General features: G+C 49.3%; 21 protein-coding genes. 8 read left to right on the plus strand and 13 right to left on the minus strand.

Annotated features, from left to right (window positions below; translation table 11 throughout):
• Window positions 1–168: 168 nt before the first annotated feature.
• From Q0526_RS05795 to Q0526_RS05820, 6 genes are all read left to right on the plus strand, one after another.
• On the plus strand, window positions 169–999 hold the full coding sequence (locus Q0526_RS05795; RefSeq protein WP_298731509.1) for a hypothetical protein: 831 nt from the start codon (window positions 169–171) through the stop codon (window positions 997–999).
• A gap of 1 nt (window position 1,000) precedes the next feature.
• The gene (locus Q0526_RS05800) at window positions 1,001–1,333 is read left to right on the plus strand and encodes a PrgI family protein (RefSeq protein ID WP_298731510.1); all 333 of its coding nucleotides are present in this window, start codon (window positions 1,001–1,003) and stop codon (window positions 1,331–1,333) included.
• Between the two features lie 47 nt (window positions 1,334–1,380).
• Window positions 1,381–3,666 (plus strand): VirB4-like conjugal transfer ATPase, CD1110 family, encoded by a 2,286-nt coding sequence (locus Q0526_RS05805; RefSeq protein ID WP_366522036.1) that lies wholly within the window; start codon window positions 1,381–1,383, stop codon window positions 3,664–3,666.
• A gap of 5 nt (window positions 3,667–3,671) precedes the next feature.
• A complete protein-coding gene (locus tag Q0526_RS05810) occupies window positions 3,672–4,106 on the plus strand; it encodes a DUF3846 domain-containing protein (RefSeq protein WP_078784604.1) in 435 nt (144 codons plus the stop codon).
• Window positions 4,107–4,195: 89 nt separating this feature from the next.
• Window positions 4,196–4,585: a DUF6075 family protein gene (locus Q0526_RS05815; protein WP_298731512.1), complete on the plus strand. Its 390-nt coding sequence runs from the start codon at window positions 4,196–4,198 to the stop codon at window positions 4,583–4,585.
• On the plus strand, window positions 4,572–6,245 hold the full coding sequence (locus Q0526_RS05820; protein WP_298731513.1) for a M23 family metallopeptidase: 1,674 nt from the start codon (window positions 4,572–4,574) through the stop codon (window positions 6,243–6,245). Before Q0526_RS05815 ends, Q0526_RS05820 begins: the two co-directional genes overlap by 14 nt.
• A 314-nt stretch (window positions 6,246–6,559) precedes the next feature.
• Here Q0526_RS05820 and Q0526_RS05825 read toward each other — a convergent pair whose 3' ends face one another.
• Genes Q0526_RS05825 through Q0526_RS05845 form a run of 5 tightly spaced genes read right to left on the minus strand, consistent with a single transcriptional unit; the run spans window position 6,560 to window position 9,136 of the window.
• A complete protein-coding gene (locus tag Q0526_RS05825) occupies window positions 6,560–6,766 on the minus strand; it encodes a hypothetical protein (RefSeq protein WP_298731514.1) in 207 nt (68 codons plus the stop codon).
• Between the two features lie 57 nt (window positions 6,767–6,823).
• Complete coding sequence (locus Q0526_RS05830; protein ID WP_298731515.1) at window positions 6,824–7,354, minus strand: hypothetical protein; 531 nt, start codon at window positions 7,352–7,354, stop codon at window positions 6,824–6,826.
• Window positions 7,355–7,384: 30 nt separating this feature from the next.
• Window positions 7,385–7,822, minus strand: a complete 438-nt coding sequence (locus Q0526_RS05835; protein WP_298731516.1) for an ASCH domain-containing protein — start codon at window positions 7,820–7,822, stop codon at window positions 7,385–7,387.
• A gap of 8 nt (window positions 7,823–7,830) precedes the next feature.
• Window positions 7,831–8,433: an SOS response-associated peptidase gene (locus Q0526_RS05840; RefSeq protein ID WP_298731517.1), complete on the minus strand. Its 603-nt coding sequence runs from the start codon at window positions 8,431–8,433 to the stop codon at window positions 7,831–7,833.
• Window positions 8,434–8,449: 16 nt separating this feature from the next.
• On the minus strand, window positions 8,450–9,136 hold the full coding sequence (locus Q0526_RS05845; protein ID WP_298731518.1) for a LexA family transcriptional regulator: 687 nt from the start codon (window positions 9,134–9,136) through the stop codon (window positions 8,450–8,452).
• A 146-nt stretch (window positions 9,137–9,282) separates the two neighbouring features.
• Here Q0526_RS05845 and dinB point away from each other — a divergent pair, with 146 nt between their 5' ends.
• On the plus strand, window positions 9,283–10,536 hold the full coding sequence (dinB, locus tag Q0526_RS05850) for a DNA polymerase IV (RefSeq protein ID WP_298731519.1): 1,254 nt from the start codon (window positions 9,283–9,285) through the stop codon (window positions 10,534–10,536).
• 12 nt (window positions 10,537–10,548) lie between these two features.
• Window positions 10,549–10,809 (plus strand): hypothetical protein, encoded by a 261-nt coding sequence (locus tag Q0526_RS05855; protein WP_298731520.1) that lies wholly within the window; start codon window positions 10,549–10,551, stop codon window positions 10,807–10,809.
• Window positions 10,810–10,837: 28 nt separating this feature from the next.
• On the opposite strand, the gene Q0526_RS05860 is transcribed toward Q0526_RS05855, so the two are convergent.
• The 8 genes from Q0526_RS05860 to Q0526_RS05895 form a co-directional block, all read right to left on the minus strand.
• A complete protein-coding gene (locus Q0526_RS05860; protein WP_298731521.1) occupies window positions 10,838–11,578 on the minus strand; it encodes an MgtC/SapB family protein in 741 nt (246 codons plus the stop codon).
• The gene (locus Q0526_RS05865) at window positions 11,566–13,035 is read right to left on the minus strand and encodes a cation:proton antiporter (protein WP_298731522.1); all 1,470 of its coding nucleotides are present in this window, start codon (window positions 13,033–13,035) and stop codon (window positions 11,566–11,568) included. Before Q0526_RS05865 ends, Q0526_RS05860 begins: the two co-directional genes overlap by 13 nt.
• A 68-nt stretch (window positions 13,036–13,103) precedes the next feature.
• Entirely contained in the window at window positions 13,104–13,748 is a 645-nt protein-coding gene (locus Q0526_RS05870; protein ID WP_298731523.1) for a Type 1 glutamine amidotransferase-like domain-containing protein, read from the minus strand.
• Between the two features lie 196 nt (window positions 13,749–13,944).
• On the minus strand, window positions 13,945–15,177 hold the full coding sequence (locus Q0526_RS05875; protein ID WP_298731524.1) for a glycerate kinase: 1,233 nt from the start codon (window positions 15,175–15,177) through the stop codon (window positions 13,945–13,947).
• Between the two features lie 112 nt (window positions 15,178–15,289).
• Entirely contained in the window at window positions 15,290–18,070 is a 2,781-nt protein-coding gene (locus Q0526_RS05880) for a PQQ-binding-like beta-propeller repeat protein (RefSeq protein ID WP_298731525.1), read from the minus strand.
• The gene (locus tag Q0526_RS05885) at window positions 18,027–18,797 is read right to left on the minus strand and encodes a hypothetical protein (RefSeq protein ID WP_298731526.1); all 771 of its coding nucleotides are present in this window, start codon (window positions 18,795–18,797) and stop codon (window positions 18,027–18,029) included. The genes Q0526_RS05880 and Q0526_RS05885 overlap by 44 nt, the downstream gene beginning before the upstream one ends.
• 42 nt (window positions 18,798–18,839) lie before the next feature.
• Entirely contained in the window at window positions 18,840–19,577 is a 738-nt protein-coding gene (locus Q0526_RS05890; protein WP_298731527.1) for an MBL fold metallo-hydrolase, read from the minus strand.
• A 60-nt stretch (window positions 19,578–19,637) separates the two neighbouring features.
• Window positions 19,638–21,650 (minus strand): DUF6259 domain-containing protein, encoded by a 2,013-nt coding sequence (locus Q0526_RS05895; RefSeq protein WP_298731528.1) that lies wholly within the window; start codon window positions 21,648–21,650, stop codon window positions 19,638–19,640.
• Window positions 21,651–21,660 lie beyond the last annotated feature (10 nt).

A 21,660-nucleotide genomic window follows, 5' to 3' on the forward strand; every position in this document is an offset into this window, starting at 1 on the left:
TAAATCTTCTAAGAAATCCCACAACTCAGAATTTCCGTCTGCCTTTTCGTAAAATTCAACTGTGTACATTGAACTACTCCAAATCCTTTTCTTTATGCTTATGATAGCACAAATGCTATCATAAGTCAACTACTCATCTGTTATCAAAATACGAAAGAAGGTGAAAACTTGAATCAAAACTGGATCGTTGAGAATCTGAACAATGCTTTTTCCACATGGAATGGAAAGCTGGGCGAGTTATGGGGGCTGGTGACAACCGGCCCCCAAACTTTTAAGGGTGGCGCTGTGTGGGGCGTGATGCAGACCTTGCACAATGGTATGGTTGGCATCGGTTATGCGCTGGTCGTGCTATTCTTTGCTATATCGCTATGCAAAAACACAATGAATTTTCACGAGTTAAAACGCCCCGAAGCAGCCATCCACTACTTTCTCCGCTTTGTGGCGGCAAAAGCGCTTGTGGGATATGGCATGGATATTATGCTGAATGTGTTTTCCATCTGCAACGGCATCGTCACAGATATGGCCAACAGCATGGGCGGTATCTCGGAAGCTATGGTGTCGCTGCCCGCAGAAATGCAAACAGCTATCGAAAATGTGGGATTTCTCGCCAGCATACCGCTATGGCTCGTAACGATTCTCGGCAGCTTGTTCATTACGGTGCTTTCCTTTGTAATGATTCTTACCGTGTATGGTCGCTTTTTCCGCTTGTATATGTACACGGCGCTGGCTCCGCTGCCGCTGGCGGCTTTTGCGGGGGAAAGTACACAATCTGTGGGCATATCATTTTTGAAAAGCTATGTCGGCGTGTGCCTAGAGGGTGCGGTCATTGTGCTGGCCTGCGTGATTTACTCGGCATTTGTCAGTACGCCGACAGTAGCCAGCGGTGAGGCCACTACCATCGTGTGGAGTTACCTTGCCGAAACAGTATTCAATATGCTCGTACTTGTGGGGCTAATAAAAGGCTCTGACCGAATTATCCATGAAATGATGGGGTTGTAATATGCAAATTCCGATAAATAAAGAAATCCGCCATTACCAAGAGGAAATCTTTTTGGGGCTGAATCTGCGGCAGATGATTTGCTCCGGCGTGGCCATTGCCGTGGCAGTTGCGGTCTATTTGGGGCTGACCCCGCTGTTGGGTCATGAAACGGCGGGCTGGGTCTGCATTGTGGCCGCTGCGCCGATTGCAGCAGCAGGATTTTTTACTTATGACTGTCTGACCTTTGAAAAATTCCTGCTTGTTGTAATAGACAGCACAGTTATCAGAAACGATTGGCGGTTATGGAAAACCGAAAACAAATATTGCAAAAAGAAAAAAGGTGATAAGCATTGAGATTGAGTGAGTACGCATCTACGCGAAAAACACGCGGCAGCTATAAAATGCCGCGTTCGGTGCAGCAAAGTATCCCGATTGACAGAATCTATGCGGACGGTGTTTGGCAATCGGGAAATGTGTTCAGCATGATGTGGAAAATCAGCGATATTAACTACGCCATGCAGAGTGACGCGGCCAAGCAGAATATTTTAACGCAGCTTGGCACGGTCTACGCGGGCATCCCCGCTGACTGCTGGATGCAAGTCTGCATCGTCAGCCAGCGCATGGATGAAAAAGCCTTTGCCCGTGATGTGCTGTACCACCGCGAGAACGACGGCTTTGATGCCCTCCGCGCCGAGCGTAACCGCCAAATCAAGGCCAACGCCCGCGAAAATGGAAATGTGGTGCAGCATAAGTACATCATCGTGTCCACAAACAAACCCGGCGTAAAAGAGGCCCGCGAACGCTTTGTACAGGTGCAGGGGCATTTGCTGTCTGCATTTTCCGCCTTGGAATGTGCCGTCACGCCGCTGGACAACCGCGCACGGCTGGAGGTACTGCACAAGTTTTTCCGCATTTCCGAGGAGGGGCGTTTTAACTTCGACTTTGATAATTGTGCCAAACTGGGGCAGGACTTCCGCGATTCCATCGCCCCGGACTGCATCCGCTTTTGCAAAAAGCATATTGAAATCGAGGATTTTTATGCCAAGTGCATGACGATCAGCGAGTACCCGCAGCAGTTTGATGATAAGTTTATCTCCGCACTGCTTCAGCAAGTGCCATACATTGTGTTATCAATCGACATTGAGCCGGTGGAAACCGAGGATGCTTTCAAAGAAATTGACAATGCGCAGATGAAAACCGATGCCGAGAAAGTCCGTTTCAATAAGAAATCCGTGGAAAATCTGGACTTTACTTCCTCCGTACCGCAGCGGACGCAGGAACAGGATCGCATCATTGCCAGCATCCGTAAAGAAATGACGGAAAATGACCAGCAAATGTTTTTGAGCCTGCTCACCGTCACTTACTTTGCTGACACACTGGAAGATCTCGCGCTGGAAACCGATGCACTGAAAACCACGGCGGCAAACTATAACTGCCGATTCACCGAGTTGTACTTTCAGCAGGAACGCGCCTTTGACACGGCCATGCCCTACGGTCTGCGCCGCATCGAGAGTGTGCGCACGATGCTGACGAAATCGCTGACAGCACTTGTACCGTTCAATACGCAAGAAATTCTCACACCGGGCGGCATTTGTTACGGCAGAAACGCCGTGACAGGCAATCTCATCATCGGGCTGCGCACTAGCCTTGTGAACGGCAATGCAATGGTTGTCGCTACCTCCGGCGGCGGTAAATCCATGTTTGTTAAGCTGGAAATTTTGATGCTGTATCTGCGGTTTACTAAGGCTAGATTCTATGTCGTAGATCCCGAAAATGAGTACGCGCCCCTCGTGCAGGAATTGGGTGGCGAGGTTGTGAATATCTCGGTGGACAGCGCTACGCACTTTAATCCGCTGGACTTCAAATATGATAAGTCAACGAAAATACCTCCCCATGTTGCTAAGGCAGAATTTGTGTTGAGCCTGTGTGAGCAGATAATGGGCAAGGAGCATATTCTGGCCGGTGATAAAAGTCTGATTGACGATGCCCTTGAAAACATCTACAAACCCTTGATGGAATCCCACTATACCGCGCCATGCCCGACTATCAAGGACTTGTGGATGGCACTGAACAATCAGCGCGACAAACGGTCAAAGGAAATCGCGCTTGCATTGCGGATTTTCGCCACCGGCAGTATGCAAGCGTTCGCCCAGCCCACCAACGTGAACATGAGCAACCGCCTGATCTGCTTCAATATCCAAAGTTTGGGAGAGCAGTTAAAACCTGTTGCCATGCTCTCTATGCTGGAGTACATCAACACCGCCGTTATGAGCAACGAACGCAACGACCCCAAGGCCGCCACATGGGTATACTTTGATGAAATCTATCTGCTGCTGCGCGATTCTTTGAGCACCAATTTCCTGTACACAAGTTGGAAGCGATTCAGAAAGTACAACGCCTACGCCACCGGCATCACGCAAAATGTGCAGGACTGCCTTACCAACGACACCGCCTATGCCATGCTGGCAAACTCTGAATTTGTGGTCATGCTGCGCCAAACCAAGGACATTGACAGCGTAGTAGAACTGTACGGCCTGTCCGAGCCGCAGCGAAAATACTTGCTTCTGGCCCAGCCCGGTGAGGGCATCATCAAGATGGGCAACAGCCTTATTCCATTCAACAACCCACAGCCCAAGGATACTAAGACATATAAGTTGCTTACTACAAAGCCCGGTGAAATTGAGTGAATCCTATGAGTGAAAATGAAATCCGCGTGCTGTATGTGCAGCCCGGTAAATACCCGGAGGAACGCACAATTCCCAACACATACGAAGCACGACAGAAACTTGTAGGCGAAGATCTAACCGTTTGCCATCCGTGGCGGGATAACGCTTGCATTATCAGCAATGACGCCGCGCAGGACCTTGATTTGCCGCCAAACCGTCTTTATGGGTATGATGGCTGCATTGCCGGGTCTTTCATTGTTTGTGGGGATAGTGATGACGGCCTTATCAGTCTGACCGATGAACAGATGGCCTATTATGAAAAGCTCTACCACCACCCAATCGCCTTTCTCCCTATGGTACACAGCTTCCTGCCGATGAAATGTACCCCCGAACAGTATGAGCAGTTCCAGCGTGACGGCAACAAACTGAAAGTCAAGCCCATCGACCACGGAGAACGATAACACCATGATTCTGCACAAACAAAAAGCGGGGTGCCGATCGCCGTAGAAATCAAGAAGCACAATTTTATATAAAATAGGCGGATACCACCATGACCGACCCCAAATTTATGTCCCCTCCCCAACGTAGGGCATACTTAACCCACCTTAACCGCTGCAAGGTGATGGACAGCTACCACCGCGCACTGATTTACATCTTGACAGCAGTACCCGCATTTCGGAATAACATTGACGCTTGTTTCAATTTTGAAAAGGACGAAATCAAGCCGGAATCGCTGGCCGCAGGATGGCAGACCAGCGGCACAACCAAGTTGACACGGTTTGCCTATAATCTTTGGAATGGATACGATGACAAATCCTGTACACCGTATGACCTGTTCGACTGCTCCTTTGCGCCGTATATGTACGAAGCCGTAAAACTGCGCTACCCGGAATACACGCGCCAGTTGGATGATGTGGTAATTGACGATGCCCGGAATTAAAGCAAAGCGCAAGCAGCTTGTGCGCAAAACGCTTATGCGGGCCAAGGCGCAGAGCCAACGCACCGCCGAGCAGCGGCAGGAATCACCCGAAGAATACGCACAAACCGAGGTGCAGCAGGGCATTTCCGATGTGGTTGCCCGTACAGGCAACACCGCCAAAAGCACCGCCCGCATGAGCTACCGCAAGTTTCGTGCAATGCAGGAGAAGCGGAAAAATCTCACCTTGCAGGGCAGCGCCCAATCTGCATCAAAGCTGACTGAAAAAGAGAAAGTCACTGTTCCCACGCAGACCGAGCGCAGGGAAATGTTCAAAAAGCAGCGTTTCCGGCAAAAGGCCATCGCAGCCAAAACACCAGCGCCGCAAGCCCCTGTGCCGTCATCGGCCACACCGGCACCGCCGCCTTACCAAGCTCAAATGCAGCAGCACTTAAAGCGGCAGCACCTGACCCGCGAGGCTGTGCGCCGCTATCTGCAAAAGCAGACGGCTGCCACAGCGGCGGGCAATACCGCTCCCATCGTCACCCACGCACCCAAGCTGCCCACAATCAGCAATAAACAAGCCACGGTTGAAGCAATCAGCCGTGGCGTTCATTATATCGCAGCCAAAATCAAAGCCCTACTCTCCCAAACCGTGCGGCACGCCGCGCAATCGCTGCTGGCCCTGCTGGGCGCGGGCAGCGTGGTGTTGGTGCTGGCGATGGTCATTGGCGCAGCCGCAGCAGTAATCGGCTCACCCATGGGCATCCTGTTTGCGGACGAATCCAACGACCCCAACAGCATCCCTATTGCCGCAATCGTAGCCAACACCAACGCCGACTTCGGCGCGTCCATCAATAACATCGTATCCGCCCACCCGGAGTGCAGCGAAACCACCATCACCTACGACTATGAGGACGGTCACACATGGGCAAGCTACTGGCCGGAGGTGCTGGCCATCTTTGCGATAGATACCAACCTCAACTCTGATAGCAACGTTGTCGTTATCAATGCCGCCCAAATGCAGCGCATCCAAGACACCTTTTGGGCTATGCACGAGATCACCTACGAGGTCGAAGAAGTAGACACCACTCCCGAACCCACCGAGGACGCCCCCGACCCGGAGCAGCAGACCGACTATATTTTGCACATCACCGTCAGCAGCAAAACTGTGGATGAACTGGCCGAGTTGTACAATTTCACCCAAGACCAAAACGATATATTGCACGAACTTCTCTCCGATGAAATGCGCCCTACGCTGCTTGCCCTCTGCGGCGGCATCGGCATCATCGAGGATGGCGAGTTATGCTGGCCGCTGCCCGGCCACACCTATATTTCCTGCAATTTTGGTGACGACGACGCTTACGGTAATTCCGGGCATCGCGGTACGGACATTCCCGCGCCGGAGGGGACGCCGATTCTCGCCGCCCACAGCGGCACGGTCATTATCTCCGGCTGGAACAACAGCTACGGCAACCAAGTTTTGCTGGACAACGGCGCGGGCCTGTCCACGCGGTACGCCCACATGACGCAAACTGCCGTTACCGCAGGGGAAGCGGTAACGGCAGGACAGGTTATAGGGTATGTAGGCAATACCGGCGACAGCACGGGTTTCCACCTGCATTTTGAGGTTATGCAGAATGGTGTGCGCGTGAATCCTATGGATATGGTTTCCGTGCGCTGATATAGGCCGGTACCCATTTTGTTTACTTTCGATTGGCTTTGAAAGCTGCAGCAGGGGCTTTTTCCCCTGTGCTGCACGGACGCTAGTGCCGTTGTGCCTATAAAACAACACCAGCCGTCACGGGGGCGTGACGGCTGGTGCTGTTATACTTTAGGTGGGTGGTGTTTAATTAACGCTGACGGTAAAGGTTACCGTGTCGGTGTATTCGCCGGAATACTTAATATCGTCACCGGTAAGTTTAAAGGTAAGCTCTGTACTGCCTGAGTCTGAGCCAGACTTGACTGCTAGAACGGTAGCACCACTATCAACAACAGTTAGTGCTGCCAGATATTGTTTTCCAAATCACGCAGACGCGCTTTGTAATCGTTAATAAGCGCCTGCGTGTTTCCTGTATCCGGAAAGCTGACAATATAGCCGTCCTCGGATTCATGAAAGCCGACAAGGCCCGCAAGCCCTGCCATCTCCGCAACCTTGACCAAGGTGTGGTAATCATACTCGCTGTTGTTTATGTGTAAAATCATGGGGTTCTCCTAACTGCTGTCATTTGTTGCGGTTTGGTTCTGCAAACTGGAAGTTGGTTATTTTATTTTATTCTTTCTTTTTTGCCATCGTTCAAACTCATCTTCAGTCATAATATCAGAAAATGCCTCATATGAATTCAATACTCCGTTCTTTTTTTGTACGAAATAAGTGATTCCTATAGCGACACCAACGATAGCAAAGAGAACAGCAACAATTATCAGCATTGTAAAAAGTCCCTCAGCAACACCACTGACAATACTCTCTACAATACCTCTCGACAAACAAGTGAACAGTAGGTTGATTCCCAAGCAAATCAAAGCTGTTCTGTTTAACTTTTGCCCAGTTAAATCTGTTTGCCATAAAATAGAAAGCACCAGAAAAAAAGAGAGTATAATCCATATAAATATCACAAGAGACAAATTACGTACACCAACAGGAAGACCGGAAGATCTGATCATGATGTCTAGAACTGGATTATCTGAAATCTTCATTCCATAATTGATTCCACCAAATATACAAAAATATAAATAACCAACTATATACAAGGTTGAAAATACTATCAATCGTTTCTTATTCTTTACTTTCAAATTTTATTCCTCCCAAAATTCCGATTTATCTCACTGCCCATCTGCCCGGTAAACCACATCAAAATACTCGCAGACGCACTTCATGCTTTCGTCAAAGTTCCTGCCGATTTCCTCACACGCTGCAGCAAACGCCTTGCGGTGGGCTTTCTTCCACGCGGCAAGGGTGCCGTCCCCCTCGGCGGCGGCACAGTCTGCCGTCACATCTTCAAACGGGACAACCTCCACCTTTGTGGTGCGGGTAATGCAACGCGGCTGCATATCGCTGTCCAGCACGACCGTGTAATCACCCGTGCGCGGCAGCAGCTGCATCTGGGCTTCAAACAGGCTGAACAACCCTGTGTTGGCGCGTTTTTTGCCGCAAAGAATGTTGTCCAGAATTTCATCGGTGCCGTTGCTGTCGTAAAAACAGACATTGTAGGCAGAAATTGTCAGCCCCGAATCCTTTACAAATTTCTCGATTTGATCCATAGCTTTCCTCAAAGCAAATCATCAAAGCCCAACTGCCCGTCGCAGCTTGTGCGCTGCAGCAGCGGCGGGCGGCTGCAAAGCAGTTCCAGCGCCGCACCAACGTCCACCAACCACGGGCGCACCTGCTCGTGGGAGAGCAACAACGGCATACGGTCGTGGATGGGCGCTACCGAATCGTTGGGCGCGGTGGTCAGAATGATAAAGCAGTTCACACCACTTATATTATCATAAATGCCCGCCAAGTAAATCGGCTGTCCCGGCATTTGAAAAAAATATTTGTGCTTGGCGGCGTCCCATTCATAAAAGCCGGTGGCAGGGATCACGCAGCGCTGGAAGGCAATACTGCGGCGAAACATCGGCTTTTCCGTCACGGTTTCGGCGCGGGCATTGATGATTTGCTGCCTGCCGCGAAAACCGGGCAGCCCCCATTGCTGGAACTCGCCCACGATTTTCTCCCCGCGTGAAACCAGCACCGGTGCCACCTGCGAGGGGCAAATATCTCCTGCCATTGGGAAATTGAGTTCATTTCCCTCGCTGCGGCGCTGTGCATCGCGCACGATCTGGCGAATCTCTTTATACTCATCAGCAGAAAACTGATACCGTCCACACATACGCGACGCTCCTTCCTTATCCTACTACAATACCGGCGATTCTGAACTCGTCCTCCTCCCGCACAGGGATGGGGGCATATTTTTTATTCAGGGAAATCAGCGCAATGCCGTTTTCGTCCTTGCGCAGCTTTTTGCAATAGCCTTGGTCGTTCAGGGTGCATAGCACAATATCGCCGTTGTTGGCATCTTGTGAAGCCTTGACCCAAACGGTCTGCCCGTTCACAAAGCGCGGCTCCATACTGTCACCGGCGATGCGGACACCGAACTCCGCCTTGGTGGGTACGGATTCGTCCACTTCGGTCATCTCTTGGGTGTCATCATCCAGCCACTGACCGGTACCGGCAGAGGCAGGCTGTAAATAGACCGGCAGCAACCGCAGTTTCGGTTCCGGCTTCTCGGTAAATTCTGCCGTGTGCAGCAGCATGGAACGGTATTCCCCCAGACGCTGCTGCCCCGCCTGATTCAGCTTGGGTTCGGCATCCAGATACAAAGCTGCTATATCTTCAAACCCCAAAGCCTTTGCCAACGCCACACCCACGGTAACGCGGGGTTCGCGCTCGCCGGCCTCCCACGACATCAAGGAACGTGTGGTCACGGCCTTCTCGGATTCCGGCAGGAACTGCTGCATTTTCTGCACGACCATCTCGCGGGTCATTTTCTGCGCCTCACGCGCGGCACGAATACGCTTATTCCAGTTGCTCACGGTATATCACCTCATCTATATTGTACCGCTTTTGGTATGTAAAGTCAAGTGTACCATTACACGGATTTTCTTTTATATCCATGTAAAATGCATTTGGAAGAGAAACATTGTGGTGTTACAATAGGCGTATAGGAGGTGGGAACAATATGGGACAGCGGCATATACTGCATTGCGATTGCAACTGCTTTTACGCAAGCGTTGAAATGCAGGAACACCCGGAACTGCGCGGGAAAAGCATTGCCGTATGCGGCGACCCGGAGGCACGGCACGGCATTGTACTTACCGCCAGTTACCCCGCCAAGCGGATGGGCGTGAAAACAGGGATGCCAATATGGGAAGCCAAGCAGCACTGTCGTGACTTAATTATTGTACCCGCCAGCTATGGAAAATACCAGAAGTACAGCGGCTATGTGCGAGAAGTTTTTAATGATTATACAGATCAAGTTGAATCCTTTGGGCTTGACGAAGCATGGCTGGATATAACCGGCAGCGTAGGGTTGTTCGGAAGCCCCGTCAAGATCGCAAAGGAAATCAGTGTGCGTATAAAGCGTGAATTGGGTATCACCGTTTCCATTGGTGTTTCTTTCAACAAAATCACCGCGAAACTCGGCAGCGATTATAAAAAGCCCGATGCCATAACGGTCATCGAGCCTGATACTTATAAACAGATTGTCTACCCGCTGCCGGTGGGTGACCTTTTGTACGTGGGCAACGCCACACAGCGCAAGCTCGGCAGTTACGGCATCCGCACCATCGGTCAGCTTGCGGAAACGAACCCTGAAGTCCTCAAGGGCTGGTTTGGCGTGATGGGCTATACACTCTCGGCATTTGCGCGCGGATTGGACCAAACGCCGGTCGCCAAGCAGGATGCACATTCTGCCATTAAGAGTGTGGGCAACAGCGCCACCACGCCGCGCGATTTGACCACAGATGAAGATGTGTGGCTGATGTTGGTGCTGCTCTCCGAAAGCGTTGCCATGCGTATGCGCGACCTCGGCAGCAAGTGCAATGTGGTGGAGATTTATGTGCGGGACAATGAACTGTCCGGCTTTACGCGCCGCCGAAAGCTGGACAACCCCACCAATGTAAGTATTGAAATTGCCCGCATCGCCTTTGATTTGTTCAAGCGCAATTATTCGTGGCCGAAGCCCCTGCGCGGCATCGGTGTGCGTGGTGCCGACCTGTGCCCCGCAGACTGCGCAGTGCAATTAGGACTTTTTTCCAACGAGGAAAAGCGCGAGAAGCTGGAGCACATCGATAAAGCCGTGGACACCCTGCGCCAGCGTTACGGTTACCGCAGTGTACAACGGGCGGTCGTGTACACAGACCCCGTTTTGGGCGGCATCAACGCCTACGACGACCACAACATCCATCCGGTCGGGTATTTTCATACGGCATAGGAGGCATCGTAAATGATTCAACGAGAAAAGCGCTATGTGGAAGTCGATGTGCGCTTCAGCACCGAGGGACGATTGCGACCTCTGCAGATTATTTTCGATAAAGGGCAGGTCTACAAAATCGACAAGATCAAGGACATCTGCCGCCGTGCCGCCGATGTGGGCGGTGTTGGCGACCGCTATACCTGTATGATTCAAGGCAAAGAGCGCGAGTTATGGTTTGAAGAAGGGCGATGGTTTGTGGCGGCGAAGGTGATCAACGAAAAAACACATTAAGAAAATCATGCTGCCAGCCATCAGCCTGCTATCGCAGTTCTTCCAGATAATAAATGTAATCCAGCGATTTCAGTGCTTCTATAATCTCATGGTGCGTTTTATACTTCTTCAGTTCGCTGCTGCAAATTGTAACGGTAATCGTATATACGCTTAGTCCGGAGCCCACATAGGCGGGGTTCGATTCAATATCATCAATTCGCAGCCCTAAGCGGCGGCTGACTGTAACAAAGTCGCGCAGATACTCGATGTTTTTAAGCTCTAAATGGATTTCAAAGTGGTTGGAACGGTTCTTCAGATACACCTCAATGGTGGGAAACACCGACAGGATACACAGAAGGAATGCAAACACAATCAGTGTTACCGTGTAAAGCCCTGCACCTATTGTAAAGCCCAAGGCGGCGCAAGACCACAGCGCCGCAGAGGTAGTAAGCCCTTTGATTTGACCGCGTGAGCTAAAAAGAATTGATTTTCCGCTGATGGAAGCCGCTGAAATCATGGTGGCCGCAGACAAAATCGGTATGCTGATTGCCTGAGTCTGCATCAGGTATATGTCAAGTATCATGCAGATGGTAGATGAAAACGAAATCAGCACAAAGGTTCTAAGTCCGGCAGAATGTCGCTTGCTGGATCGTTCACAGCCTATAACGGAGGTCAGGAAAACGGCAAGGGCGATTCTCAGGCAGATGGAAAGCACGTTAATTTCCTGTGACCAACTGCCAAGGTGCTGCGCAATGGGGTCTGACATTTGAAGTGACATCAAAGTGTCCATATGTCTGCTTTCCTCCTTGTGTTTTGATACGATATTTGGGGGTAGCCTGTCAAGGCGTAATGTTCGTAAGCGGCCTCGTCATACGCCTGTTCATCCTCTAAAAAAGGATCGTTGTGCGCAGGCAATTCTTTTTGAATTGCCTGTATCTGGCGAATCAGGCGTTCGACCTCGTTTTCTGGTTCATGCTCGTCGCATTTGACCGTTTCAGTCACGATGTCATCCAACCTGTTGGAATACGACCCCGACAGGTACAGCGACAATTTTGCGCAAGCAGGTCCGATTAGTTCGTACAAGACGCTGGAAGCAAGGATAATTGTTTCCAGCGCATCGCCCATTGCACCGCCCAAGGTGCGGGCTCCCATCGCGGCCAGTCCAATGGCAACGCCCGCCTGTGGAATTAAAGCCAGCCCAAGGTTGTTGCGAACTTTTTTGTTCTTTCCGGCAAGCAGGCACCCCAAGAAGGCGCCGCTGTATTTGCCGAGTATTCTTGTGACAAAGTAGACCACACCGACAGCCAGCAAAGAGGTCGACCCGATATGATCGGAGGAGCTGAAAATAGCACCCAAATCAAAGTTGAGACCAGACCGCACAAAGAACAGCAAGAGCAGCGGAGGGCTGAAGTAATTCAGCTGCTTAAAAAGCCTTTCGTCGTCGGAGGTATTGATGTAAATCATCGACATGGACATACAGCCCAGTAGCGACGAAACGCCCATCAGCGCACAAATTCCGCAGAATGCAAAGAGCAGCGCAATAGATACGATTAGGCGATTGTCGGTGGATCGCTTGTGAAGAAGAAACTTCAAAATCAAACCAAATACGCCGCCCAGCGCAAACGCGAACAGGTTCATTATTATCGGACGCAGCACATTTTGCGCCTGAAAATTGCCGGTCATGGAGGCCAAGGCGATGGAAATGGCGATGCTGTACGCGACAAGCCCCACCACATCGTCCAGTGCGACCACCTGCAGAAGGGTGTCTACAAAATCGCCCTTTGCGTGCGTCTGGCGAATCGTCATCATGGTAGACGCAGGTGCTGTGGCTGATGCCAGCGCGGCAAGAACGACGGAAAATACCATATCAAGACCAAGCACATAATGAGTAGCGATAAACACCGCAATGGATGCCAAGCACGCCTCAAGGAACGTAATAAGTAGCACCTTAACGCCGCTTTTTTTCAGTGTAGAAAAACGGAAAAACTCGCCCGTGCTGAATGCAATGAACGCCAAGGCGATGTCTGCAATGAAATCCATCCTCTCGATAAGACCTACCGGGATCAGGTTTAAGCAGTACGGGCCCATCAAAATGCCGGCAACAATGTAGGCCGTGACATTGGGGAGTTTCAGGCGTTTGGTAATTCTTGTCATGGCAAACCCGCCAAATAACATTAAAGAAATCGATATAATCACTATCGAAACCGAGGATGTAATATTCAATTTTTCAATCAGGGGCGTGGTCACTGTCTCGCATTCCTTTCTTAAAAATCACTCGGTCAGGCATTTGCAGGCCAATTTCATACAATAAGATGTTATCCTTGTTCGTTTCTGAAATCTCGCACTGCTTTTGCGTTATATGAGTTACAGATTATCTTTGATGTATTATCCTTCACGAGTATTGCCTGATCATTGCTTATGGGACGGACATCCAATTCCGAGAACTTTTCCAGTATTTCCTCCGATGCTTTTCTATAAACCTCATCAAGAAAGTGCGGCAAAATATAGTATTTTACCAGCCCAAGCCCGGCATCGTCTTGCTGTGAATACTCCGGCGGTTTTTTATCCATTGGCTCAATATAAGTAATCGTCGGTGCGCAAACAATTGCCCCTGCTGACTCGCCCACCATAAGTTTGCCGCGCTGCAGTGCTTTTTTCAGCAATTTGTCTGCTCCTGATTTTCGCAGCGCATCCATAAGGAAGAACGAATTGCCTCCTGAAAAGTAAATGCAATCTGCCTGCGCAAAGGCTGCCTTGATTGTATTCCTGTCTTCCTTAGAAATATCAATTTCTGTAACGATTGCTCCCATTTCACTGAGCAACTCCCGACCCGCCAGCACATACTGCGAAGCCCCTTCTTTGGCTGCGGCTGTCTGGATAAATGCAATTCTCTTATTTTGCAAATTTTCTTTAATAAGAGTCCCCACGTTGCAAAAACGTGAGCATAAAAACAAATTCATAATCCATATTTCCTTTTTTGGTAATCTGATGTCATTTTCGGGTCGTTCTGATTGAATATCATTGCCGACTCTTTTAGTAAAACGAGAAGAGCACTGTATGGTAACAGCGCTCTTCTCGTTGCATTGAGAGAAACTTGTGTTATTGGGGCAGGCAGAAAAGGATTCATATGTCTTGTGTAATATGCCGTATAAAGACTTACCGAATCAGCACAACAGCGACATCATTTACATTGGTTCCTGTCGGACCGGTAAAAAGCAATCCTTTCGCCGTCTTCAGCGCCGTGTAGGAATCATTTTGGTTGAGAAAATCCACCGCGTCGATTTGCGCCGCCCGCAAGGTTGTCAGCGTGTCGCCGTCCACATAGCCGCCCGCCGCATCTGTCGGACCATCGGTACCGTCTGACCCAACACTAAAAACCGCCGCATTGCAGCCCGAAATGCCGGGTGCAGCCGCCAGCGCCAATTCCTGATTGCGCCCGCCCTTGCCGTTTCCGATAATTTTGACCACCGTTTCGCCTCCGGCTATAAACGCCATGGGTTTGTCGGGGTGCTGATGTGTTCGGGCAATTTCCGCAAGGAACTGCCCCGCCTCCCGCGCCTGACAAGCCAGCTGATCGGTCAAAAGGATCGGCGTATAACCAAGTGCCTGTGCAGCATCGGCAGCCGCAGCGCAAAGCTCCCGAACACTGCCTGTAATGCGCGTTGTTACGTTATCTATTTGCTTGGGTGTTTCTTTGCGAAGGCAAGCCAGCGCATCGGCGGACAGATGTAAGCCGTACTTTTTAACGACATTCTCCGCATCCTTGCAGGTAGACGAATCGGCACAAGCCGGTCCGCTTGCAATCATATCCAGCGGGTCACCCAAGACATCGCTCAGGACGACGCACAGCACCTGTGCCGGGGCGCACGCCATAGCAAAACGCCCGCCTTTTACGGCAGACAACCGCTTGCGGATGGTATTGATCTCCACGATATTGGCACCGCATCCCAGCAGCTGCTGTGTGATATCCTGCAATTCCGCCAGAGGAATACAAGGCTTCTCCAGCAGGGCGCTTCCCCCGCCGGACAGAAGAAATACCACCGTATCCTGCGGCGTCAACCCCTGCACGAGGTCAAGCGCTGCCTGCGTACCCCGGCAGGAGCCGTCATCCGGGACAGGGTGTCCGCCCTCAAAGCAGCGGATATGGGCAATCGGTCCTTTTATATGCCCATACTTTGTAACAACCACGCCATCCGCAATACGATTCCCCATGCAGTCAGATGCCGCGTTTGCCATCTGCCATGCCGCTTTTCCTGCTGCCACCAGAACGATTTTTCCGGTTCCAAAGCGATACCCTTGCAGCGCACGCACTACGGCAACATCCGGCAAAACCGCGTGAATGGCCGCAGAAACGATAGATTCCGTATGTTGATGAAGTAATTGATTCATGAGCTGTACTCTCTTCCTTTGCTAATTGCCGGTTTGCAAATATCTCCATTCTATTAAGCAGCTAGGATATAATGTTGCCTTTATCACCAATCATAATCGATAGACCCTGCAACTAATGCGTATACTCCACGGCGTAGACTTTTCCGTCTATACCCGTAGCTATAACAAGACCGTCGGTTGCTTCCGGTGTCGACCAAAAGACTCTCTCAGGATAACCGGCCGCGTCGATACACCAAAGAATCTCTCCGTTATCTGGATTCAAAGCAGTAATTCTTCCTCGCTCTGCAACGTGTATCAGGCTGTTTCCATTATATACGAGTGCCGAATCAATTTGCATCTCTTGTAGGTCCCTGTCTTTATTGTCATAGCGAAGATCCTTTTGCCAAACAACTTGGTTTGTCTCTGCATCAAACGCTGTTATCTGCCTTCCACTGTTCGACGAATAAAATACTGTGGAGCCGTTTGTGGTCATACCACGAGAAGATACCTTTTCCAACGTTGATGTCCACGCCAACTCTCCCGTATCAAGGCTCAAATAAGCAGGGCGCGTATTTTGTGCATCAATACACCACAATTTTCCGTTGGCGATAACCGGTCGTACATCACCACATACAAACAAAGATTCATCAGTATTCGCATTTCCCCTCCAAATCAGCTGACCTGTAGAGGCGTCGATTGCGTACCAAATATAGGTATCCCGAACAAATGCGTACAAGATTCCATTTTCCAAAATTGGTCTTTGACGCATAAGACCATCCGTTTGGTATTCCCAGACAATTTCACCAGATGCTGAGTTCAAGCAATAAATTTTTCCATCTCCGCAACCGATGAAAACACGTCCTTCCGATGTAAGGGGATCAGAAAGCACACTCCCGCCTAGTTTGGTGTTCCAGATGATGTTTCCGTCGTCTGCTGAAGCGCAATATACAAATTCATCTCCAGAGCCAAAGACTATATTTCCTTCGCTCGTGATTGCCGGCTTAGAAATGACAAAATCCCCAGTCTGAATACACCATTTTTGGCTTCCGGTGTCACGATCGATACAATATAAGTTTCCGTCGTTTGAGCCCACATAAACATTGGCTTCGTTTATGGTTGCGCTAGACTGAATTGAATCTCCGGTCTCAAACACCCATTTGATTGTGGGATTATCACTCGGCGTTGAGTAGTCCTTATATTCTGTCCATTTTTTGTTCTCATTATCAAAAGCTTCAACACCAACAAAATGCGTTCCAGCAACCAGCTCTGGCGTATACAATCCCGTGTCAATGCTTCCACTCCAAATACCGCCCTCATTTTTTATGAGTTGCGTATATGGCCCGTAATTATCTATTCTTGCCTGAACTGACTTTACGCCGTCTGGTGCATTTTCTATTTGAACCGCCACATCCACCGTATTATCTCTTGCTGTGATGTTTGTAATGGTCATTCTTAGTTTTCTGGTGTTGTTCATTCGACCACTTAACCAAAGTTCCTTGCTATGGTCAGTCGCCTTTCTCTTGTATATGTAGTAATAGTTTTCCGAGAATTCAATCGTCACAAAATCCTGATTTGGATTATCTTTAATGTACGTTATGTAGTTAATCGGCACACCGTCTTCCACAACATTCCCATAGTAATGGACGTGACCATTCATGAAGGCAATAACATTTGAATCTTTTGTCGCACTGAGCAATTCATGCCGTGCCGTAACATTATTGTTGATTTTGAAAGGATGGTGCCCGAATAAGATAACTGGCATATCAGCAGGTATGCTATCCAAATCACTCTTCAGCCATTGCAGTTGGGCTTTTCCAATCTTTCCGTCCAACTCGAAGTTTACTGTTGTGTCTAACAGGACAAAGTGCACACCGCCATAGGTAAAAGACTGATATAGCGGTCCCACCTGATTCGTGAACGTTCTCTTTCCATTGGCGTTCCACCAACGCACATCATGATTACCGGGCGTAGTATAAACTTGTCCGTCAAAGAGTTGCTTATCCTGTAAATATAATTCATATTGCGCAGGCGTTCCATGATCAGATATGTCCCCAGTTATTATCGAGAACGCAGGTCTAATATTGCTGTTGATTTCAGAAATAATTGCCTTAAAGTTTTCAGACCCAATTAGCTCGTGAACATCCGACAGCTGTGCCACCTCGAATCGCGTAAAGCGACCATAGGTGATGCTCATTTGCACAAAATCAATTTCTCGTGTAAAATCCCCCACAGACGAACTCGCGGAATTATATATTCTTAATGTCAGTTTACCGTTGGCGTCAATATATTGCTCAATTTCCCTCAGTGAGTCCAGTGTAAAGCGAATCATTTCATAGTTGTCAGAACTTGACGCTGTTTTCACAACTGCAAATTTTCCTGTGGAAACATTCTTAAGCGACAGGTTTTGAGTATTTGCACCATTCTTTGACTTCAATGCAACTACAAATGTGACTTCACCTATCGTATCAATGTCAATATCCGTATCGAACTCGAATTGCACAGCACTTTTCCGATTATTATCACTATAGAATTTCATCGACTGTCCGTCTATATGATCCAACTTCTCAATTTGTCCTTCGCTTGAACCGTATTCCTCAACGAAGGTTGTAGGAGTATAGACTTTCTGTTGGCTTTGTGAATTGGCAACCGTTGTGACAGACACGCAGTCCGTGTATCGTATGAACTCTTTTGAGGCCGAATTGTATACTCGTATCTGTATGTCTCCTTCCTCTGATATATAAGCACTAATGCCATTTCCAGACAAAACAAAACTTCTTGTTACTTCTTCTGTGCTTCCTGGGATTGTCCCTACAACCTCCCAATTCTGTGTGTCGAATCGATACAATGATAACCAGATAACATTTGTTTCTTCAGACGTATTTCCGGTATAATGTCTGTACATCGTTCTTTTCATAATAGAGTGGCACCGTAGTGGTCCACGCCGCTTTTTTATTGGACGACTTCACTTGAAAAGAGGCACCGTCTCTGTCCTTCAAATTCTTAGCGGTTGTTCCAGCCGCAGTAGTTCCCTGCTCAATCTGGGCATTTTCTACTGTGTAATTTCGAACTTCTACATTCTGCACGCTCTCCTCGCACAGCAAAAGCAATTGCATTTGATCCAAAGACAATTCAAACGGGCTCTCTGCCGATATAGTTACCTCAACTTTAACATTTGCGGAGTCATCTATATGACAGTCTGACCAGTTGATCAAATTGATTTCATTAAGTCCTTTACTGGATATAGCCCCTGTCAAATTATGCTCAATGTATGAGTTGCTATTCCAATCAAATAAACTTATCGTATAGGTAAGCGATCCTGCATTTACCGTTCCAAGTCTGAATGTTGCAGATTGTATTCTCGTCTTTGGCACTCCCGTAAACAAAGCCTCTAACCGGACACAGTTTTTTCCTGCATCGCTAACGCCCGATTTTAGGAGCACAACTTTTTGATCCAAGTATTCAAGATCGCCAGCTGCTCCAGATTGAATACTGCCATCAAGAATCTCAATATTTGCGGGTACGCTTTGCCTAACCACGTGCCTCACTTCGTCACCCAGTGAATCTACTTCTATTGCATAACACTTAGTACAAAAAGGAAGCGTTACGAATAAGGCAAAAATCAGGGAAAGAAATTTACGCATAGCCACGTCCTCCTACTCTGGTTTTTACGTTTGTTTTTGTTCTCATTTCTCGCCTACGGCGTATGCACTTTCTATCTGCGTAAGGACGGCATCCGGGAAAACCCGTCTTGCCTCCTGCAGCAGCGCTTGAGCTTGCTCGGAATGATAATGTGTCATAAACAACTGTTTGACGCCCGCATCCTTGGCGGTCTGCGCCGCGGTATGCGCGCTCAGGTGATGGTTTTCCTCTGCCGTTTCCCCTGCACAGAAGGTGGATTCACACAGGAACGCATCCGCCCCGGACGCAACCTTGTATAATCCTTCGCACACACCGGTATCCCCGCTGTAGGCAAAGGTTTTCCCCTCCGCCGAGATCCTTACCCCGTAGGATTCAATCAGATGCTTCACCGTAAAGAACGTAAAATGCACTTCATCGAAGTCATACGCTGCGCCATCCTTGATCGTATGGATTTGGAACACGTCGTTCGTGCATAGCTCCTCGCTTGCCCATTGCGGCAAGGCGGGGATAAATAATGGGATAGGCTTCAGATTTTCACCGTAGGCTCGTTTTGTTTCTAACGCATACTTGGCACAGAACAGATCCCCAAAATGGTCAAAATGCAGATGACTTATTATAATCGCGTCCAACTGCGTAAGCGGCAGATGCTTTTGCAGCTTTGCTGCTGAGCCGTTTCCCATATCCAGCAGGATTCGTTTGCCCTTTGTTTGCAGCAGGTAGCATGAACAAGCACCATCTGCCTCCGGGCAGGTTGCATTGTTACCGAACACAGTCAGTTTCATACAGGTTCCTCCAAAAAGACAAGCTGCCCCGATTGTTCTTCGCAATCGGGGCAGCAAAATTCACTGCAACAAGAAATAACTCAGCTGTCCCTGCGGTACAGTGATGGTAATCGGATCGGTGCCGATCATCGAGCTATCCTGAATAGCCGTATCCATAGATTTCGTATCCTTAACGATACTGCCGTGCAAATCCTTCATCCGGAAGGACACGTCCTGCGTGCTGTCATTGGCAAGAATCACGAGTTTTTCGCCGTTTTCAAGCGCCCAGCAGGATGCAAAGCACTGGTTCGGAACGTTCTCCAGCCACAAATCATCCAGATATTGGGCGTGCTTCAGCAGGGGCTGAAGGTTTCCTCGGAAGGCAGTTGCCATCATTCCATAGTCATGATATGCACTGTCCTCCGGGCGAAGGCGGCTGGTGATGCCAAGCCACAAAATACTGCCCAGCGTAATGGCTCTGTGCAGGTCCTTGCGGAACCATTCGGGACGGTCTTTTTCTTCCGCCCAGCTTCTTGGGTTTACCATATTAACCTGCGTAAACTCCGGGAAAGTATACTTGAACACATTATAGTGTTCATCGTACTCAGCGCCATTCCAGGTCAGATTTCCCCAAGTATAACTGCCGTAAATATCGCCGCAGTTCTCGGTCATAATGTAGGCGTTCGGGTTATAGGCCCGCAGGCGCTCCAGCAGGTTTTTCAGCACATATACATAGCCGTTGTTGAACTCCCCGATATTGTCATGCGTGTGCTCGCTGCAATAGCACGGGAAAGGCTCTGCCGATGCAAGCTGATCCAGATAAATACCGTCGCAGCCATACGCCTTTACGCAGAATTCTGCCGTATCCAGCAGATATTCTCTCCACAGGGCGTCCGAGGGGCAGTTCACGGTGAAATGTTCCGGACCATAGGTTTCCCGGTACATCTCGCCCTTCTCGTTCCGCATGGCCATCTTCTCGCCAACCAGCTTATGGAAGTCCGATTTCAAATCAAATATGCGCGCGTTGATATACAGCGTGGACATACCGCCATGATTGCGGACATATTCCAGCCCGCGCCGGAATTCCATGGCGCTGCCGAGTTCCATATCGGGATAATACTCCGGATAAAAGGAGTCAAAGCCCGTGCGGTTCCAGCTTGCAATAAACATATGCCTTGCGCCCCATGCCTTGCCTGCCTCAAACATAGCCGGGATGTCTTTGAAGGTATGCTCCACCTTGCCGGTACGCTTAAAGTTGTAGCACTGGTTCAGGGCATATTCGTTTTGTAAATACTCAGGGTTATGGTCAAAATCCAGATAAGGAGCGATGTATTCCCGATACACCTTGGAGCCGTAATGCCAATCCTTGTCGGAAAGGCATACAACATAATCCCCGGTCTGATAGGTTTCCCCTTGCTTGATTCGGAAATATTTACGGAAGGCAAATGCCATCCAAGGATTTTCTCTGTCGCCGCTGGTTTCTGCTATAACGCCGGTCACCGGGAATCGGGGGTCATGGCTGCCAATATAGAATCCACCGCAACTATTGTAATAGTACATCCAGCTCATGGAGGCTAAGCCGCAGTAATTGATCTCACGGCGATAGATATCCTCAAAGGGTACGCTGCAGCCACGCCAGAAAGTCAGACGGTTCTCAGCGTAATTATATACCGGATCTTCTGTCTTGTCACCTGCGTGATGCGGGTAAATGAGATAATCTTTCTGTCCGTTGCCCAGATAGATCCCGCCCAAGTGCGGCATCAGAATCTCGGTCACATCGATTGTGCTGTGATTGCAGATTTCTGCAGAAAACACCAGCCGATCCTGCTCGCAACGGCAGGTCACCTTTGCGGAAATGTCATATTCTCCGAAGGAATCATAGCTCAGGATCAGCGCGTCAGGGGCTTCTGCCTCGTCAGAAATATGCCCCGACAGTTTGACCCGTTCGCCGTTCTTCAAGCCATAGAGTTCAATCAACGGGTCGCGCGGCGCGCAGCGGACATAGTTGATATTGGTAGAAAGATTCCACAGTTCCGTGAAATTTCCGATCTTACGGTCGAAACAAGCCCTGATTTTATCGGTTCTCAATTCCATAGTAGTATAC

Source organism: uncultured Subdoligranulum sp., assembly GCF_937890665.1.

What these genes read in the sequence shown, in the direction of transcription:
- Q0526_RS05820 (WP_298731513.1), top strand. Translation starts at nt 4,572, where the DNA reads ATGCCCGGAATTAAAGCAAAGCGCAAGCAGCTTGTGCGCAAAACGCTT.
- Q0526_RS05800 (WP_298731510.1), top strand. Translation starts at nt 1,001, where the DNA reads ATGCAAATTCCGATAAATAAAGAAATCCGCCATTACCAAGAGGAAATC.
- Q0526_RS05875 (WP_298731524.1), bottom strand. Translation starts at nt 15,177, where the DNA reads ATGAATCAATTACTTCATCAACATACGGAATCTATCGTTTCTGCGGCC.
- Q0526_RS05815 (WP_298731512.1), top strand. Translation starts at nt 4,196, where the DNA reads ATGACCGACCCCAAATTTATGTCCCCTCCCCAACGTAGGGCATACTTA.
- dinB (WP_298731519.1), top strand. Translation starts at nt 9,283, where the DNA reads ATGGGACAGCGGCATATACTGCATTGCGATTGCAACTGCTTTTACGCA.
- Q0526_RS05870 (WP_298731523.1), bottom strand. Translation starts at nt 13,748, where the DNA reads ATGAATTTGTTTTTATGCTCACGTTTTTGCAACGTGGGGACTCTTATT.
- Q0526_RS05835 (WP_298731516.1), bottom strand. Translation starts at nt 7,822, where the DNA reads ATGGATCAAATCGAGAAATTTGTAAAGGATTCGGGGCTGACAATTTCT.
- Q0526_RS05895 (WP_298731528.1), bottom strand. Translation starts at nt 21,650, where the DNA reads ATGGAATTGAGAACCGATAAAATCAGGGCTTGTTTCGACCGTAAGATC.
- Q0526_RS05810 (WP_078784604.1), top strand. Translation starts at nt 3,672, where the DNA reads ATGAGTGAAAATGAAATCCGCGTGCTGTATGTGCAGCCCGGTAAATAC.
- Q0526_RS05840 (WP_298731517.1), bottom strand. Translation starts at nt 8,433, where the DNA reads ATGTGTGGACGGTATCAGTTTTCTGCTGATGAGTATAAAGAGATTCGC.
- Q0526_RS05825 (WP_298731514.1), bottom strand. Translation starts at nt 6,766, where the DNA reads ATGATTTTACACATAAACAACAGCGAGTATGATTACCACACCTTGGTC.
- Q0526_RS05860 (WP_298731521.1), bottom strand. Translation starts at nt 11,578, where the DNA reads ATGGACACTTTGATGTCACTTCAAATGTCAGACCCCATTGCGCAGCAC.
- Q0526_RS05805 (WP_366522036.1), top strand. Translation starts at nt 1,381, where the DNA reads ATGCCGCGTTCGGTGCAGCAAAGTATCCCGATTGACAGAATCTATGCG.
- Q0526_RS05880 (WP_298731525.1), bottom strand. Translation starts at nt 18,070, where the DNA reads ATGAAAAGAACGATGTACAGACATTATACCGGAAATACGTCTGAAGAA.
- Q0526_RS05885 (WP_298731526.1), bottom strand. Translation starts at nt 18,797, where the DNA reads ATGCGTAAATTTCTTTCCCTGATTTTTGCCTTATTCGTAACGCTTCCT.
- Q0526_RS05855 (WP_298731520.1), top strand. Translation starts at nt 10,549, where the DNA reads ATGATTCAACGAGAAAAGCGCTATGTGGAAGTCGATGTGCGCTTCAGC.
- Q0526_RS05890 (WP_298731527.1), bottom strand. Translation starts at nt 19,577, where the DNA reads ATGAAACTGACTGTGTTCGGTAACAATGCAACCTGCCCGGAGGCAGAT.